Annotated in this window: 15 protein-coding genes; 5 read left to right on the top strand and 10 right to left on the bottom strand. The window is 70.5% G+C overall.

The genetic code is table 11. The features are described from left to right. Nucleotides 1-44: 44 nt before the first annotated feature. Both LZ686_RS14720 and LZ686_RS14715 read left to right on the top strand, forming a co-directional pair. Nucleotides 45-728, top strand: a complete 684-nt coding sequence (locus LZ686_RS14720) for an ABC transporter ATP-binding protein (protein ID WP_349548278.1) — start codon at nucleotides 45-47, stop codon at nucleotides 726-728. Continuing rightward, a complete protein-coding gene (locus tag LZ686_RS14715) occupies nucleotides 725-3,256 on the top strand; it encodes an ABC transporter permease (RefSeq protein ID WP_349548277.1) in 2,532 nt (843 codons plus the stop codon). The genes LZ686_RS14720 and LZ686_RS14715 overlap by 4 nt, the downstream gene beginning before the upstream one ends. Here the strand turns inward: LZ686_RS14715 and LZ686_RS14710 are convergent. From LZ686_RS14710 to LZ686_RS14665, 10 genes are all read right to left on the bottom strand, one after another. Continuing rightward, nucleotides 3,253-4,374: an AI-2E family transporter gene (locus LZ686_RS14710; protein ID WP_045983161.1), complete on the bottom strand. Its 1,122-nt coding sequence runs from the start codon at nucleotides 4,372-4,374 to the stop codon at nucleotides 3,253-3,255. The two genes, LZ686_RS14715 and LZ686_RS14710, sit on opposite strands and share 4 nt — an antisense overlap. Continuing rightward, nucleotides 4,371-4,736, bottom strand: coding sequence for a monovalent cation/H(+) antiporter subunit G (gene mnhG / locus LZ686_RS14705; RefSeq protein WP_349548276.1), 366 nt, complete (start codon nucleotides 4,734-4,736; stop codon nucleotides 4,371-4,373). The genes LZ686_RS14710 and mnhG overlap by 4 nt, the downstream gene beginning before the upstream one ends. Then, nucleotides 4,733-5,014, bottom strand: coding sequence for a K+/H+ antiporter subunit F (locus tag LZ686_RS14700; RefSeq protein ID WP_045983163.1), 282 nt, complete (start codon nucleotides 5,012-5,014; stop codon nucleotides 4,733-4,735). The genes mnhG and LZ686_RS14700 overlap by 4 nt, the downstream gene beginning before the upstream one ends. Then, complete coding sequence (locus tag LZ686_RS14695; RefSeq protein ID WP_349548275.1) at nucleotides 5,011-5,499, bottom strand: Na+/H+ antiporter subunit E; 489 nt, start codon at nucleotides 5,497-5,499, stop codon at nucleotides 5,011-5,013. Before LZ686_RS14695 ends, LZ686_RS14700 begins: the two co-directional genes overlap by 4 nt. After that, nucleotides 5,496-7,136: a monovalent cation/H+ antiporter subunit D gene (locus LZ686_RS14690; protein WP_282029287.1), complete on the bottom strand. Its 1,641-nt coding sequence runs from the start codon at nucleotides 7,134-7,136 to the stop codon at nucleotides 5,496-5,498. The genes LZ686_RS14695 and LZ686_RS14690 overlap by 4 nt, the downstream gene beginning before the upstream one ends. After that, nucleotides 7,133-7,480 (bottom strand): Na+/H+ antiporter subunit C, encoded by a 348-nt coding sequence (locus LZ686_RS14685; RefSeq protein ID WP_045983165.1) that lies wholly within the window; start codon nucleotides 7,478-7,480, stop codon nucleotides 7,133-7,135. Before LZ686_RS14685 ends, LZ686_RS14690 begins: the two co-directional genes overlap by 4 nt. Continuing rightward, the gene (locus LZ686_RS14680) at nucleotides 7,480-10,359 is read right to left on the bottom strand and encodes a monovalent cation/H+ antiporter subunit A (RefSeq protein WP_349548345.1); all 2,880 of its coding nucleotides are present in this window, start codon (nucleotides 10,357-10,359) and stop codon (nucleotides 7,480-7,482) included. The genes LZ686_RS14685 and LZ686_RS14680 overlap by 1 nt, the downstream gene beginning before the upstream one ends. 354 nt (nucleotides 10,360-10,713) lie before the next feature. Next, the gene (locus tag LZ686_RS14675; RefSeq protein ID WP_349548274.1) at nucleotides 10,714-11,061 is read right to left on the bottom strand and encodes a hypothetical protein; all 348 of its coding nucleotides are present in this window, start codon (nucleotides 11,059-11,061) and stop codon (nucleotides 10,714-10,716) included. Nucleotides 11,062-11,147: 86 nt separating this feature from the next. Next, nucleotides 11,148-12,509: a sensor histidine kinase gene (locus LZ686_RS14670; RefSeq protein WP_349548273.1), complete on the bottom strand. Its 1,362-nt coding sequence runs from the start codon at nucleotides 12,507-12,509 to the stop codon at nucleotides 11,148-11,150. A gap of 6 nt (nucleotides 12,510-12,515) precedes the next feature. Continuing rightward, on the bottom strand, nucleotides 12,516-13,184 hold the full coding sequence (locus tag LZ686_RS14665) for a response regulator (RefSeq protein ID WP_046000203.1): 669 nt from the start codon (nucleotides 13,182-13,184) through the stop codon (nucleotides 12,516-12,518). A gap of 111 nt (nucleotides 13,185-13,295) precedes the next feature. Here LZ686_RS14665 and LZ686_RS14660 point away from each other — a divergent pair, with 111 nt between their 5' ends. The 3 genes from LZ686_RS14660 to LZ686_RS14650 all read left to right on the top strand — a co-directional run bounded on the left by LZ686_RS14660 (nucleotide 13,296) and on the right by LZ686_RS14650 (nucleotide 15,895). Beyond that, a complete protein-coding gene (locus LZ686_RS14660) occupies nucleotides 13,296-14,381 on the top strand; it encodes an ABC transporter substrate-binding protein (RefSeq protein ID WP_349548272.1) in 1,086 nt (361 codons plus the stop codon). An 84-nt stretch (nucleotides 14,382-14,465) separates the two neighbouring features. Beyond that, on the top strand, nucleotides 14,466-15,410 hold the full coding sequence (locus LZ686_RS14655) for a tripartite tricarboxylate transporter substrate binding protein (protein ID WP_349548271.1): 945 nt from the start codon (nucleotides 14,466-14,468) through the stop codon (nucleotides 15,408-15,410). After that, the gene (locus LZ686_RS14650) at nucleotides 15,407-15,895 is read left to right on the top strand and encodes a tripartite tricarboxylate transporter TctB family protein (protein ID WP_347918168.1); all 489 of its coding nucleotides are present in this window, start codon (nucleotides 15,407-15,409) and stop codon (nucleotides 15,893-15,895) included. Before LZ686_RS14655 ends, LZ686_RS14650 begins: the two co-directional genes overlap by 4 nt. The last annotated feature ends 1 nt before the right edge of the window (nucleotide 15,896 follow it).

Below are 15,896 nucleotides of genomic sequence, written 5' to 3'. Positions count from 1 at the left end.
CATATCGTGCCCCGATACCCAGACCGCGACGAAGGAACGACCCGATGGCCGACCCCGTGATCCGCCTGTCCGATGCGCATCTGACGTTGCAGGGCAATGCCGGGCCGGTCCCGATCCTGCGCGGCCTGTCGCTGCAGGTCGAACGCGGAGAGACGGTCGGGCTGGTGGGTCCTTCGGGATCGGGCAAGTCCTCGCTCCTCATGCTGATGGGCGGTCTGGAACGCGCCACGGGCGGCCTGGTCCAGGCGATGGGTCAGGACCTGACCGCGCTGGACGAGGATGCGCTGGCGCGCTTTCGTCTGTCCCATATGGGGGTCGTGTTCCAGTCCTTCCACCTGATCCCCACCATGACGGCGCTTGAAAATGTCGCGACGCCCCTGGAGCTGGCCGGTGCGCCCGACGCCTTCGACCGCGCGGCGGCGGAACTGGACCGCGTGGGCCTGTCCGCAAGGCGCGACCATTACCCCGCGCAACTGTCGGGCGGAGAGCAGCAGCGCGTGGCCCTGGCCCGCGCTGCCGCGCCGCGACCGGCCATCCTGCTGGCGGACGAACCCACCGGCAATCTGGACGGGGCGACGGGGCAGGCGATCATGGACCTGCTGTTCGGGCTGCGCGCCGATCATGGCGCGACGCTGGTCCTGGTCACGCATGACCCGGACCTGGCGCGACGCTGCGACCGGGTGATCCGCCTGGCCGACGGCCGTCTGGCCGCCGAGGCCGCGGCATGAGTCTGGCGCTGGCGGCCCGGCTGGCGCGGCGCGACCTGCGCGGGGGCCTGCGCGGGTTCTGGGTGCTGCTGACCTGCCTGGCGCTTGGCGTGGCCGCCATCGCCGCCGTGGGGTCGGTGCGCGCGGCGATCCAGGCGGGGCTGACTTCGCAGGGCGCGATCCTGCTGGGCGGTGATGCCGAGGTGCAGCTGACCTATCGCTTTGCCACGCCCCCAGAGCAGGACTGGCTGGAGGATCGGGCCGTAGCGGTATCCGAAATCGTCGATTTCCGGTCCATGGCGGTGGTCGGGCAGGGGGACGCGTCCGAACGCGCCCTGACCCAGGTCAAGGGTGTGGACGCGGCCTGGCCCCTTCTGGGGCAGGCGGTGCTGGACCCGCCGATGCCGCTGGCGCAGGCCTTGGGGGCGACCCCGCAGGGCCTGCCCGGGGGCGTGATGGCGCCGCTGCTGGCGGACAGGCTGGGGCTGTCTCCGGGCGACGTGTTCCGCCTTGGCACGCAGGATTTCGTGCTGACCGCGCGGCTGGTCAGCGAACCCGATGCGGGCGCGGCCAGCTTTGGCTTCGGCCCCCGCACCCTGGTCCTGCGCGAGGCGCTGGCCGACAGCGATCTGTTGGGCGCAGGCACGCTGTATGACAGCAACTACCGGCTGGCGCTGCCGCAGGGGACCGATCTGGACGCGCTGCGGGCCGACTGGCGCGCGGCCTTCCCCGACAGCGGAGCGCGCTGGCGCGACAGCCGCCGTGGCGCGCCGGGCATCGACAGTTTCGTGGACCGCATCGGGGCGTTCCTGGTGCTGGTCGGGCTGACCGGGCTGGCCGTGGGCGGCGTCGGCGTGTCGGCGGCGGTGCGCGCCCATCTTGCGCGCAAGACCGAGACCATCGCCGTGCTGAAGACCTTCGGCGCGTCGGGGCGCACGATCTTTCAGGTCTACCTGCTGCAGATCGGGGCGGTGACCGCGATCGGCGTCGCGGCGGGGCTGATCCTGGGGGCGCTGGTGCCGCTGGCGCTGGCGCCGCTGCTGACGGCGCGCCTGCCGGTGCCGGCGGTCTTTGGCGTCTATCCGGGCCCCTTGGCGCAGGCGGCGGTCTATGGCGTGCTGACTGCGTTCATCTTTGCGCTGTGGCCCTTGGCGCGGACGCGGCGCATTCGGGCGGCGACCTTGTTCCGCGACGCGGACGCATCCGGGGGCGGCTGGCCCGAACGGCGCTATCTGGTGATGATCGTCGCAGCGCTGATCGCGCTGGTGGGGGCTGCCGCACTGTTTTCGGGGCTGTGGCGGCTGACGCTTGGCATGGCGGGGGGCGTCCTTGCGGCCTTTGTCGTGCTGGCCGGGGCGGCGGCGCTGGTCCGGCGCGCGGCGGGGGCGGGGGCGCGCCTGGCGCGACGCAGACCCGCGCTGCGGCTGGCGCTGGTAGCCATCGGCGGACCGCGCAGCGAGGCGCTGTCGGTGATCCTGTCCCTGGGCCTGGGCCTGACGGTGCTGGCGGCGGTGGGGCAGGTGTCGTCGAACCTGCGCCAGGCCATCGCGACCGAACTGCCCGAACGTGCGCCCAGCTATTTCTTCCTGGACATCCAGCCCGATCAACTGGACCCGTTCCTGACCCGGCTGCGGGACGATCCGCTGGTGGGCGACGTGCAGACCGCGCCGATGCTGCGCGGAATCATCACGCAGCTGAACAGCCGCCCCGCGCGCGAGGTCGCGGGCGATCACTGGGTGCTGCGCGGCGACCGGGGCATCACCTATGCCGCGACCCCGCCGCCGGGCACCCAGATCACCCGCGGCGACTGGTGGCCCCAGGATTACGACGGCCCCCCGCTGGTCAGCCTGTCCGAGGAGATCGCGACCGAGATCGGCCTGGACCTGGGCGACACCGTCACCGTCAACATCCTGGGCCGCGACATCACCGCGACCATCGCCAACCTGCGGGTGGTGGATTTCAGCGACGCGGGCATCGGCTTTGTCATGGCGCTGAACCCCGGCGCGCTGGCGGGCGCGCCATACACCCACATCGCCACCGTCCATGCCGATCCGGCGGCCGAGGCGCAGATCCTGCGCGATCTGGGCAACCGCTTTCCGAACATCACCGCCGTCCCCGTGGCCGAGGCGATCGACCGCGCCTCGAACGCCCTGGCGGGGATCGCTGCGGCGGTGGCCTGGGCGGCGGGGGCCACGCTGGTCACCGGCTTCGTCGTGCTGATCGGGGCCGCGGCGGCGGGCGAACGCGCGCGCGTCTATGAGGCCGCGATCCTCAAGACGCTCGGCGCGTCGCGCGCGCTGATCCTGGGCAGCTTCGCGCTGCGCCAGGCGCTGATGGGGGCGGCGGCGGGGCTGGTCGCGCTGTTGGGCGGGGGCCTCGCGGGCTGGGCTGTCAGCCGCTTCGTGATGGACGTGCCCTATCGGTTCGACATGGGCTCGGCGCTGCCCATCGTGGCGGGCGGCATCGCCGCGACCGTCGTGGCGGGGCTGGCCTTTGCGTGGCGCCCGCTGGCCGCGCGGCCCGCACAGGTCCTGCGAGCGCAGGACTAGGGGTCGACGGGACCGGGCAGGGGGGCCGCGGGCTGGGACACGTCGCGCTGCCATTCCCGCCAGATCGACATCAGCAGCGCCATCAGCACCGGCCCCACGAACAGGCCCACCAGGCCCATCGTCTTGATCCCGCCGATCAGCCCGAAGAACGTGGCCAGGAACGGCAGCTTGACCGGGCCGCCGATCAGCACGGGGCGGATGGTCTTGTCCACGATGAACAGCTCGACCGTGCCCCACAGGAACAGCGCGGCGCCCGCGACCGGCGTTCCGCTGAACACCAGATACGCCGAGATCAGCGTGAAGGACAGCGGCGCCCCGCCCGGGATCAGCGCCATGAACCCGGTCACGACCCCGAAGAACACCGGCGAGGGCACCCCCGCCAGCCAATAGGCCGTTCCCAGGATCACCCCCTCGCCGATGGCGATCAGGGTCATGCCGGTGACGGTCGCGCTGATCGTGGCGGGGACCACGCGCGACATGTGCGACCAGCGGCCGGGCAGGATGCGCGCGCCCACGCGGTCCAGTTGCGCCACGATGCGTTCGCCGTCGCGATAGAACACGAACAGCGCGATCAACGTGAACAGCAGGTTCAACATGAAGTGGAACGCGGTCGATCCCGCGGTCAGGATGCCGCGATAGACGGAATAGATGTTCGACCCGGTGACCGCCTGAACCAGCTGGCTGATCGCGCCGGGCTGACCGATATAGGTGCGCCATTGCTGGTCCAGCCATGGCCCCACGCGGGGGATGTCGGCGATCCAGGGGGGCGTGGCCTCGCCCATGGCGTTCACGTTGCCCGCCCACAGGATCCAGACGCGCAGTTCGGCCGCCGCATAGGTCAGCGCCATCAGCAGCGGCACCACCAGGATGCACAGGATCGCCAGCACCAGCAGCGTCGCGGCCAGCGTCGGCCCGCTGCGCTGTGCCAGACGCTCGCGGATGCGCCAGCTTGCCACGCAGATGATCGTCGCGGCCAGGACCGGGATCAGGAAGCCGTGGAAGAAATAGATCGACGCCGCAAGGATCCCCAGCAGCAGCCAGCGCGCGGCCGACAGGTCGGTGACCAGCGGGCGCGGCGCCGGACGGGGAACGGCGTTGCGGTCGGCCCCTGGGGTCATTCGCGCGGCTCCGGGTGGTCGTCGCCAGGGGCGGGGGGCAGCGTGCCCTCGGCCCGGTCGCGGTGCAGGGCGGCGCGGCCCAGCAGCATCAGCGTGACGGGGACCGTCGTCATGATGCCCAGGCCCACCATCAGCTCATGCAGGATCGGGCGCCCCTGCTGAAAGCTGGCCAGCAGCGCCGACCCCAGGATCACCCCGCCCGTCCCCCAGCTGGAGGCCAGCGTCGGCGCATGCAGCCGGTCATAGAAGCTGTTCATCCGCAAGAACCCCCAGGCCCCGATCAGCGTCAGCGTCGCGCCCAGCATCACCAGCCCCGCCACCGGAACGGCCAGCCACAGGGGAATGTCGTCAAGCGGGCTCATTCGATCACCTCTCCGCGGAACAGGAACTTGGCCAGCGCGATGGAGGCCACGAACCCCATCACCGCGATGACCATCGCGGCCTCGAACAGGTACAGTGAGCCAAGGCGCATCCCGGTGACCAGGAACAGCAGCATCACCGCGATATACAGCGTGTCAAGGGCCAGCACCCGGTCCTGGGCACGGGGACCGCGCAGGATGCGCAGGCCCGCCAGGCAGCCCGCCAGGGCCAGGACCACCTGGGCATAGCCGATGGCAAAGGTCAGGATCGTGCCGCTCATTCGAAGATCTCCTGCAGCATGGGTTCATACACGTCGCGGATGACATGCAGGTAATGGTCGGTTTCGGCCCCGTCGAAGACATGCAGGACAAGCGTCTGGCGGTCGTGGGAATATTCGATCCAGGCGGTGCCGGGCGTGGCGGTCAGGATGATCGACAGCACCGCCAGCCCGGTCGGGCTGCGCAGCTGCAGCGGCACCTCGAGGAAGGCCGAGCGGCGGCCCGACCGCCCCTCGGTCAGGATCAGCCGCGCCACGCGGATGTTCGACCGGACGATGTCGCCGAACAGCATGGCGATCAGTCGCGGCACCACGCGCCAGTTGCGCGGCGTGGCCCGTTCGGGGTGCAGCGACGACATCGCCCAGCCCGCCAGCAGCGCCAGCGCGCCCCCCAGCAGCAGGTGACCAAGCGAGAACCGCGTCATCACCATCCACAGCAGCGTCAGCAGGCCCGACTGGACGGGATAGGGGACAAGCCGGGTCATCATGGAACGTCCTCTGGGGTGGGCGGCTGCGCGTCGTCGGCACGGGGCGCGGTCAGCACGCCCTGGGCATAGCGCGACGTCTGGTGCAGCGCCTGTGCGGTGCGGTCGGTATAGCGCAGCACGGCCTCGGATTCGATGCTGATCACGGCCAGGACGGCGATCAGGGCCATGATCGGGGCGATCTCCATTGCCATGACGGGGGAATCGCGGTCGTCATTGGCCCAGAAGGTCTGGATGCCAATCCGCGCCAGCCCGATCAGCGTGGCAAAGCCCGACACTAGTAGCAGCGCGACGAAGGCCCAGCCCAGCCAGGGGCTGGTATCGGCCGTGTCGAAGACGCCCTGGATCATCGTCAGCTTGCCGATGAAGCCGGGCATCGGCGGCAACCCCGCCAGCGCCAGCAGGCACAGCGCAAAGCATGCCGCCAGCAAGGCGGGGCCCGCGGCGATGGCGGGGCCGTCCGGGCCGTCGTCGTCTGACGGCAGGTCGGCCTTGGCGCCATAGATCTCGGCCGTCAGGGCCAGCATGGCGGCAATGCCGCCGTCGTCGCGCGACATCGGCTCGACCATCAGGAACAGGGCGCCCGCGGCCAGGGTCGACGCGACCATGTAATGCAGGGCGCCCGCCAGCATCCATTCCCCGCCCCCCGCCAGCGCCAGCCCGGTCACGGCCAGCATGGTGCCCGACGACAGGATCACCGCATGCGCCGCGATCCGCCCCAGGCTTTGCGACGCCAGCACGCCCAGCATGCCGAAGACGACCGTGGCCATGCCCAGCCCGATCAGCAGCCCCGCGCCCAGCCCCGCAGACGGGCCCGATCCGGCCGCGAACAGCAACATCGTCAGGCGCAAAATCGCATAGATGCCCACCTTGGTCATGATCGCGAACATCGCGCCCACCGGCGCGGCGGCGGCCATGTAGGCGTTGGGCAGCCAGAAGGACAGCGGCCAGATTCCCGCCTTGACCAGGAAGGCCACCCCCATCAGCGCCAGGCCCATCTGAAGCAGGGGCCGGTTGGCGGCATCGATGTCGGGCATCATGCTGGCCAGATGCGCCATGTTCAGCGTGCCCGTCACGCCGTAGATCAGGCTGATCCCCAGCAGCAGCAGCAGGGACGCCGCCAGGTTGATCGCGATGTAATGCAGCCCCGCGCGGACCCGCACCTGCCCCGACCCGTGCAGCAGCAGGCCATAGGACGCGGCCAGCAGCACCTCGAAGAAGACGAACAGGTTGAACAGGTCGCCGGTCAGGAACGCGCCGTTCAGACCGACCAGCAGGAACTGGAACAGCGAAAAGTAATGCTGCCCCTGCCGATGCCAGGACGCCCGCGCATAGACCAGCGACGCCAGCGCCAGCACCGATGTCAGCAGCAGCATCATCGCCGCCAGGTGATCCAGCACCAGGACGATCGCCATCGGCGCGGCCCAGTCCCCCAGCAGGTAAAAGCCGATGTTCTCGGCCCCTTCGGACGCGCCCAGCTTGGCGCGCATCAGCAGCGCCACCGCCACCGCCAGCGTCAGCCCGGTCGCGATCAGGCTGAGCCAGAATTTCGCCGCGCGCTGGCGGTCGTCATAAAGCAGCATCAGCGCGCCGGCGACGAAGGGGATCAGGATCGGGGCGATGATCAGGTGCTGGCTCATGGCTGCTCTCTCTCGCGGCCGTCGACATGGTCGGTGCCGGTGAACCCGCGAGAGGCGATCAGCACGACCAGGAACAGCGCCGTGGTGGCAAAGCTGATGACGATGGCGGTCAGGACCAGCGCCTGGGGCAGCGGGTCGGCATAGCGGGTCGGATCGACGAAGCCGCCCTTGGGCATGATCGCGGGCGCCGACAGCGTCAGGCGCCCCATGGAAAAGATGAACAGGTTCACCGCATAGGACAGCAGGCACAGCCCGACGATGACCTGGAAGCTGCGCGGGCGCAGGATCAGCCAGATGCCCGACGCCGACAGAACGCCGATGGCCAGGGACAGCACGATCTCCATCAGCGGATCTCCTTTGTGGCGGGGGCGGCATCGTCCTGTTCGCGCAGGCGCGCGGCGCGCAGGGACTGGTGGGCGATGGCGATCAGCATCAGCACCGTCGCGCCCACGACCAGGGCAAAGACCCCCAGGTCGAACAGCAGCGCGGTCGCGGCGGGCACGTTCCCGATCAGCGGGATCGAGACATAGCGGGCATGGGCCGACAGGAACGGATAGCCGAAGATCCACGACCCCATCCCCGTGCCCACCGCGATCAGCAGGCCGATGCCCATCCAGCGGATCGGCAGGATGGTCAGCCGCGCCTCGACCCAACGCACATTAGTGGCCAGGTATTGCAGCAGGAAGGCGATGGCCATGGTCACGCCCGCGGCGAAGCCGCCGCCCGGCAGGTCATGGCCGCGGAAGAAGAAATAGGCCGCGACCATGATCAGCACCGGGAACATCCACAGCATGATGACCGACGGCACCATCAGGTAGTCGTCCAGCGCCTGCTGGCTGGTGGCCTGCTGCTGGTTGGGCTGGTCCACGCTTTCGGGGGCGGGGCGGAAGCGGCGCAGCAGCGAATAGACGGTCAGGCCCACGATCGCCAGCACGGCGGTCTCTCCGAACGTGTCGAAGGCGCGGAAATCGACCAGGATGACGTTCACCACATTGGTGCCGCCGCCTTCGTAATAGGCGTTGGCCAGGAACCAGTCGCCCACGTTCGGGACCAGCGGCCGTGTCATCACCGAATGCGCTACCAGCGCGATGCCCGACCCGCCCGCGACGGCCATCACCAGGTCGCGCATCCGCCGCCTGCGGGCGGATGCCAGGTTGTCCTCGGGCAGGCCCGCCCGGCGCTGGGGCAGCCAGCGCAAGCCCAGCAGCAGCAGGACCGTGGTCACCACCTCGACCAGCAGCTGGGTCACGGCAAGGTCGGGGGCCGACAGCCAGGCGAAGGTCAGGCAGGTGACCAGACCCGCGCCGCCCAGCATCGCCAGCGCGGCAAAGCGGTGGTACTTGGCCTGCCACGCCGCGCCCACCGCGCAGGCCCCGCCGATCAGCCACATCAGCGCGAATGCCGGGCTGAAATCGGTCACCCGCGCCGGGGGTGCCCAGGGGAACCGCGCGCCGATGGCCGCGACGGCCAGAAACAGCGCGACCGCCACCAGCAGGCGCAGCTGCGGCTGCAGCCGTTCGGTCGCCAGCCTGCCCAGCACGCGGCGGGGCAGGACCCACGCCCCCTTCAGCATCAGCCGGTCGAAGACGCGCTGCCCGCGCAGGCGGTGCAGCAGGGGCGGGCCTTCGGGTCCCAGGGGGATGCGGGTCCGGGTCATCGCATAGATCAGCGTGCCCACGCCCAGGGACACCAGGCTGAGCATCAGCGCCGCATTGACCCCGTGCCAGATCGCGATGTCGTAATAGGGCAGGTCGGGCCCAAGCACGGCGCGCGCGGCGCGGTTGATGACGGGGCCGATCACCGGCGCGGGCAGGATGCCCACCGCCAGGCAGGCCGCGGCCAGCAGGCTGACGGGCAGGCGCAGCAGGACCGGCGCCTCGGACACGCGGCCGCGCAGGGCGTCGGGCAGCGGACCGAAGAACACCGACGCGATGAACCGGATCGCATAGGCGGCGGAGAACGCGCTGGCCACGACCGCCAGATAGGGCAGGCTGTCATCCAGCCAGGTGCCGTTGTGCCAGGCGACGGCCTCGGCCAGGAACATCTCCTTGGACAGAAAGCCGTTCAGCAGCGGCACGCCCGCCATCGCGGCGGATGCGATGATCGCCAGCGTCGCGGTGAAGGGCATCACGCGCGCGAGGCCCCCCAGCTTGCGCAGGTCGCGCGTGCCGGCCTGGTGGTCGATGATGCCCGCGGTCATGAACAGCGACGCCTTGAAGACCGCGTGATTGCAGATGTGAAAGATCGCGGCCAGGATCGCGCCCTGGCTGCCGATGCCGGCCAGCGCGGTGATCAGGCCCAGATGGCTGATCGTCGAATAGGCCAGCAACCCCTTGAGGTCGTGGCGGAACAGCGCGATCACCCCGCCGGTCAGGAAGGTCGCCATGCCGATGCCGGTCACGGCCAGGAACCACGCCTCGGTCCCGCCCAGGACGGGAGAGAAGCGGATCAGCAGGAACACCCCCGCCTTGACCATCGTGGCGCTGTGCAGGAAGGCCGACACGGGGGTCGGCGCCGACATCGCGCCGGGCAGCCAGAAATGGAACGGGACCTGCGCCGACTTGGTGAACGCGCCCAGCAGGAACAGCGCCAGGATCGCGCCGTACAGCGGGTGGTCGCGCACCTGCGGCCCCGCAGCCAGCACCACGTCCAGATCGTGGCTGCCCACGACATGGCCCAGCATCAGCATCGCCAGCAGCAGGCACAGTCCGCCCATCGCGGTGATCAACAGCGCGGTGCGCGCCCCGTCGCGGGCCGCCTGGCCCTGATGCCAGAACCCGATCAGCAGGAAGGACACGACCGATGTCAGCTCCCAGAACACCACCAGCATCAGGATGTTGCCCGACAGAAGGATGCCCTGCATCGCGCCAGTGAACGCCATCATCAGCGCGAAGAACCGCGGCAGGCGGTCCTTGCCGGCCATGTAGACATGCGCATAGACGACGACCAGCAGGCCGATGGCCATGACCAGCGTCGCGAACATCCAGGCGAACCCGTCCATCCGCAGCGACAGCGACAGCCCCGCCGACGGCACCCAATCGACGGATGCGCGCAGCACGTCGCCCGACATCACAGGGCCGGCCAGCCCGGCCAGCAGTGCGATCCCGGCCAGCATCGCGACGCCTGCCAGGATGCTCGCCGCACGGCCCGACACGCTGATCAGCAGAAGCGAGGCCAGAAACGGCAGGACCGCCAGCAGCACAAGAAGGTTCTGCTGCGCGATGGCGGTGGTGCTGGTCATCAAGGGTGGTCCTCTGGTTGGGCAGGGTCAGGTGATGGCATGCCCCCCCGTCGGGGATCATGCCGGGGCCGCGTGACAGCGGCAAGGCGCTGGCTAGCCGGCAAGCCCGGCAGCAAGCGTGCCCAGCAGCATGGTGCCGGCGACAAGGGTCATGATGACGTATTTCACGGTCGGTGAGGTCATGGTGAGGATCTTTTCGTCCATGCCGGTCCCGTGGCGTTCGTGACGCGGACGGGCGGCGGTCCTTTGGTGACGCCCCGGCCTGCACGGCAGGTGCCGGGGGCGGGCGGAACGGGGCCGTCGGACCGGACAGCCGTGGCTGCCGGTCGCGGCGCATCACGCCAAGGGGGGACCGCGCGCGCGGGCAGGGTGGGTCTTGTCCTGCGCCAGGGGTACCGTGGTATCGGTCGCAGCGATCAGCGACGCCGTCTGCGCCGGGGCCGGACCCATCGTGGCGCGGTACCAGGGATCGGCATCGGGCAGCGGCGATTTCGCCAGCGGGCCTGGATGCGCCTTGGAGGACAGGACGGCGACCTGGGCGGGACTGTCGGAATACAGCCGCTGTTCCTCGGTCAGGCGCAGGAATTGCGGCCCCAGCTCGACCGAGGCAGGCGCGGTTGCCCCGTACAGCGCAAGCTGCACGATGCTGGCCATCAGGACCAGGACGCGCATGATGCGCGCCAAGGGGATCCGCTGTGCGTCCATGGCGCGGATATTGCAGGCGGGACCGGGGCGATGCAAGGCCGGGCGGGCGCAAGACGCGCGGTTTGTCACGCGACGGGCAGGTGCAGCTCGGCCCGCAGGCCGCGCCCGTCCGCGCCCGCGCGCAGCCGCAGGGTGCCGCCGAACAGCTGCGCGATCTCTGTCACAATGGACAGGCCCAGGCCGCTGCCGCCCGGTCGCGCCTCGGCCGACGCGCCGCGGGTAAAGCGCGATGTCAGCTGGTCCATCGCCGGGGGGGCGATGCCGGGGCCGTCATCCTCGACCGAGATCACCGCGACGCCGTCCTGCGGCTGCACGCGGACCGTGACCTCGGCCCCCTGGCCGGCATAGGCCAGCGCGTTGTCGATCAGGTTCTTCAGCGCCTCGGCCAGCAGGACGGGTTCGGCGCGGATGGTCACGGGCTGTCCGTCATATCCCAGGTCGATCCCGGCACCGGCGGCGCGCGGGATCATCTCTCCGGTCAGATCGCGGGCCAGGGCGTGGGCATCCAGCGGCGCGACCATCGGATGGCCCGCGGCCGCATCGACCCGCGCCAGCAGCAGCAGCTGCGCCAAGATCCGTTCGGCATCGGCCAGCGCCGCGTCGCCCTTGGCCACCGCCGATCGCGCGGCCTGCGCGTCGCCCGCCCGCTGCGCCAGGGTCAGCTGGGTGCGGATCACCGCCAGCGGCGTGCGCAGCTGATGGCTGGCATTGCCGGTGAAGTTGCGCAGCGCCGACAGCGCCGTGTCCAGCCGCACCATGAACGAGTTCATCGCCGCGACCAGGTCCTGGACCTCCTGCGGGACGTCGGTGGGCAGCGGGGACAGGTCGTCCGCGCGCCGCGCGCTGATCGCGTCGCCCAGCCTGTTCAGCGGGCGCAGCGCCAGTGGAACCGCGATCCAGATGATCGCCGCCGCCCCGCAGATCATCAGCGCCAACCTGGCCGCCGAGCGCAGCAGGATCGCCTGCGACAGCTGGTTCCGCGCCAGCTTGGATTCCGCGACCGTCACGCGGAACGGGATGGATTCGATGCCCGTCGACACGGTCCGCGCCAGCGTGATGACCCGGATCGGCGCGCCCGCGAACACCGCATCCGCGTAGCCCGCCCCATCCGAGCCCGGTTCGGCCAGCGGCAGGTCGGCATAGCCGGTCATGAACCCGCCCGGCCCGTCGACGCGATAGAACACGCTGTCCTGCGCGGTCGAGGTCAGCATCTCCAGCGCGGAATAGGGGATGTCGGCCTGCAGGGCGGCATCGTCGCCCACCGTCACCCGTTCCGCGATGGCCAGTGCCGATCCGGTCAGCACCCGGTCGGACACGGCGCGCGCGGTGGACACGGCCTCGGACCAGGTGTCGGCCATCGCCAGCGTGCCCAAGGCGGCCGTGGCCGCCAGCAGCCAGGCCAGCAGGCGGCGGCGAAGCGATCCCATCGGCGCTCAGACGCCCTTGTCGATGTAATAGCCGATGCCCCGCGCGGTGCGCAGCTGCACCCCGTGGGGCGCCAGCCTGCGGCGCAGGCGGCTGGCATATTGCTCGATCGCGTTGTCCGACAGGGTATCCTCCAGCGAGGTCATGGACTGCATGATCGTCTCCTTGGGGACGACCTTGCCGGCGCGCATGAACAGCAGTTCCAGCAGCGCATGTTCGCGGGCGGGCAGGTCCATCGGCTGCCCCTCGGCCAGGAAACGGCGCGCGGTCAGGTCCAGCATGACGCCGCCGATCGTGACCTCGGCCGCGCGCAGGCCCGCCTGGCGGCGCAGCAGCGACCGGACGCGGGCCTCGAACTCGGTGATCTCGAAGGGCTTGACCATGTAGTCGTCGGCCCCCAGGTCCAGGCCCCGGACGCGTTCCTCGGGCGTGCCGCGGGCGGTCAGGATCATCACCGCGGCTGGGTCGCGGCGGGTGCGCATGCGGCGCAGCACCTCCAGCCCGTCCATCTGCGGCAGGTTCAGGTCCAGGATCACCAGGTCGAACCGCTCCGCCGCGATCAGCGCCTCGGCCGAGGCGCCGTCATCGACGTGATCGACGGCATGCCCCGCGCCGGCCAGAAGCTGCACCAGCCCGTCGGCCAGCGCCGCGTTGTCCTCGACCAGCAGAATACGCATCGACCGTCCCCCCGGCGGCGATCTTAGGGCCGCGCGGGCCGGGCAGGCAAGGGCGCGCGGCCCGCTTGTCCGGCGGGGCGGCGGGTGCCACGATGCACCATGCTGGTGCGCATGATTCCCCGCCTTTCCTGCGTTGCGCTGATCCTGTCCGTCGTCGCCGGGGCGGCGGCGGCCGACACGCTGCGGTTTCCCGCGCCATCAGGCGCGCAGGACCGGCCGCTGCGCCTTTACATGTCGCTGGACGAGGATCTGGCCCGCCCGCTGATCCATGGGTTCCAGGCGCTGAACCCCGACATCGCCGTCGAATACCAGGACCTGCTGACCGGCCAGATCTTTGCGCGCATCACCGAAGAGACGGACGCCGGCGGCACCACCGCGGATCTGGCGTTCTCCTCGGCCATGGACCTGCAGATCAAGCTGGCCAATGACGGCTATGCCCAGGCGGTGGCCACGCCGTCCTCGGCCGACTGGCCGCGCTGGGCGAACTGGCGCGACACGGCCTATGCGATCACGTTCGAACCCGCCGTCCTGGTCTATCACAAGCCCAGCTTCCGCGACCGCCGGCCCCCCGCGACCCGGTTCGAGCTGCTGGACTGGCTGGATCATGGCGGGGCGACGGTGCAGGGGCGCATCGGCACCTATGACATCGCGCTGTCGGGGGTGGGATACCTGTTCCTGGCCCGCGACCAGGAGCATTTCTTCGACATCTGGAACCTGGGCCAGGCGATGGGTCGCGCGGGCGTCCAGCAGTTCGCGACCTCGCGCGAGATCCTGGAACGCGTGGCCGACGGGCGGCTGGCGGTCGGATACAACATCCTGGGGTCCTATGCCGCGGACTGGGCGCGGCAGGAGCCGGACGTGGGCCTGCTGTTGCCGCGCGACTTTACCGTGGTCGTGTCGCGGGTGGCGCTGGTGCCGCGTGCGGCGGCGCGGCCCGACCTGGGCGCGGCCTTCCTGGCCTTCCTGATGTCGCGCGAGGGCCAGACCATCCTGGCCGAGGAGCTGCGCCTGCCCGCCGTCAGCCTGGAGGTGTCGTCGGGCGCGGACGGCATGCCCCCGGCGCTGGGCGCGCAGCTGCGCCCCGTGGCGATCAGCCCCGGCCTGCTGGCCTATCTGGACCAGTCGCGCCGTGCCCGGCTGATCGCGCGATGGCAGCAGGCATTGTCCCCGCCGGAGCCGGAGCCGGGCCAGGAATAATCGCGCCGATGTCAGCTTTGCGTCAGGTTGGCGTGTCAGGATGCCCGTTGCCGGGTGGAGGCCCGGCCAATGGGGAGGACTATCTTGAAACACGCGATTCTTGCGGGCCTGTTCACCGCGGCCCTGGCCGCTCCGGCGCTGGCCACCGACTATACCATCCTGGCGCCTGCCGCACCGGGCGGCGGCTGGGACCAGACCGCCCGCACCATGCAGGAGGTCCTGCAGGCCGAGGGCATCTCTGATTCCGTGCAGGTCCAGAACGTTCCGGGCGCCGGCGGCACCGTGGGTCTGGCGCAGTTCGCGTCCTCGGCTACCGGAAAGGCCGACCAACTGATCGTGGGCGGCTATGTGATGGTCGGCGCGATCCTGACCAACGCCTCGCCCGTGTCGCTGGCCGACGTGACGCCCATCGCCCGCCTGACCGGCGAATACGAGGCGATCGTGGTGCCCACCGCATCCGAGATCCAGGACATCAACCAGCTGGTCGAGATGCTGAAGGCCGATCCCGGCTCTGTCAGCTGGGCCGGCGGTTCGGCGGGCGGCGCGGACCACATTGCGGTCGGCCTTCTGGCCAATGCCGCCGATGTCGACCCGACCGCGATCAACTACATCGCCTATTCCGGCGGCGGCGAAGCACTGGCTGCGATCCTGGGCAACCAGGTGACCGCGGGCATCTCCAGCCTCGGCGAATTCAAGCCGCAGGCCGATGCCGGGACGCTGCGCATCCTGGCCGTCACCTCCGAGGAGCGGATCGAGGGCGTCGACGCCCCCACCCTGACCGAGGTCGGCCTGGACGTCGTGCTGCAAAACTGGCGCATGGTCGCCGCCCCCGCAGGACTGTCCCCCGAGGACGAGGCCGCCATCGCCGCCGACATCGAGACGATGGCCAAATCGACCGCATGGCAGGAGGCGCTGGCGACCAAGGGCTGGGCCGACACCTATCTGGCGGGCGACGCGTTCCGCGCCCAGCTGGAGGAGGAGACCGCCACGACGGCCGCGGTCCTCAAGGACATCGGGCTGGTCGAATGACGACTGCCCCGGACACGAGACGCCGCCCCGACGGGGCGGCGCTGACCGTGGCGGCCGTGCTGGCGCTGATCGCGGTCATCATTTTCCGCGACGTGGCCACGCTGCCGCAGAACCGGGGCTATTCCGGCGTCGGCCCGGCCGACGTCCCGCGCTGGATCGCCTGGGCGCTGCTGGCGCTGTCGGCCTGGACCGCCGTCGCGGCATTCCGCGACGCGCCGGTCGAACGCCCGGCCCAGGATCCCGCACCCATCGCCTGGATCATCGGCGGCCTGGCCGCGCAGCTGGCGCTGCTGAACACGGCGGGCTTCGTCATTGCGACCGCGCTGCTGTTCGCGGCCACCGCCCGGGCCTTCGGCAAGCGCAACCTGGCGCTGACCCTGCCCATCGGGCTGATCTTCACCGGGACGATCTATCTGGTCTTCTCCCAGCTTCTGAACCTCAGCCTTCCGGCGGGTCCGCTGGAACGCCTGATCACGGGGGGCTAGG

This window comes from Paracoccus sp. NFXS7 (assembly GCF_040148865.1).
Classification (GTDB): domain Bacteria; phylum Pseudomonadota; class Alphaproteobacteria; order Rhodobacterales; family Rhodobacteraceae; genus Paracoccus; species Paracoccus marcusii.
Note: the sequence above shows the minus strand (reverse complement) of the source record. Positions and strands in the feature narration are given on the sequence as shown.

What these genes read in the sequence shown, in the direction of transcription:
- LZ686_RS14670 (WP_349548273.1), bottom strand. Translation starts at nt 12,509, where the DNA reads ATGGGATCGCTTCGCCGCCGCCTGCTGGCCTGGCTGCTGGCGGCCACG.
- LZ686_RS14650 (WP_347918168.1), top strand. Translation starts at nt 15,407, where the DNA reads ATGACGACTGCCCCGGACACGAGACGCCGCCCCGACGGGGCGGCGCTG.
- LZ686_RS14695 (WP_349548275.1), bottom strand. Translation starts at nt 5,499, where the DNA reads ATGATGACCCGGCTTGTCCCCTATCCCGTCCAGTCGGGCCTGCTGACG.
- LZ686_RS14685 (WP_045983165.1), bottom strand. Translation starts at nt 7,480, where the DNA reads ATGGAGATCGTGCTGTCCCTGGCCATCGGCGTTCTGTCGGCGTCGGGC.
- LZ686_RS14710 (WP_045983161.1), bottom strand. Translation starts at nt 4,374, where the DNA reads ATGACCCCAGGGGCCGACCGCAACGCCGTTCCCCGTCCGGCGCCGCGC.
- LZ686_RS14715 (WP_349548277.1), top strand. Translation starts at nt 725, where the DNA reads ATGAGTCTGGCGCTGGCGGCCCGGCTGGCGCGGCGCGACCTGCGCGGG.
- LZ686_RS14660 (WP_349548272.1), top strand. Translation starts at nt 13,296, where the DNA reads ATGATTCCCCGCCTTTCCTGCGTTGCGCTGATCCTGTCCGTCGTCGCC.
- mnhG (WP_349548276.1), bottom strand. Translation starts at nt 4,736, where the DNA reads ATGAGCCCGCTTGACGACATTCCCCTGTGGCTGGCCGTTCCGGTGGCG.
- LZ686_RS14700 (WP_045983163.1), bottom strand. Translation starts at nt 5,014, where the DNA reads ATGAGCGGCACGATCCTGACCTTTGCCATCGGCTATGCCCAGGTGGTC.
- LZ686_RS14665 (WP_046000203.1), bottom strand. Translation starts at nt 13,184, where the DNA reads ATGCGTATTCTGCTGGTCGAGGACAACGCGGCGCTGGCCGACGGGCTG.
- LZ686_RS14720 (WP_349548278.1), top strand. Translation starts at nt 45, where the DNA reads ATGGCCGACCCCGTGATCCGCCTGTCCGATGCGCATCTGACGTTGCAG.
- LZ686_RS14690 (WP_282029287.1), bottom strand. Translation starts at nt 7,136, where the DNA reads ATGAGCCAGCACCTGATCATCGCCCCGATCCTGATCCCCTTCGTCGCC.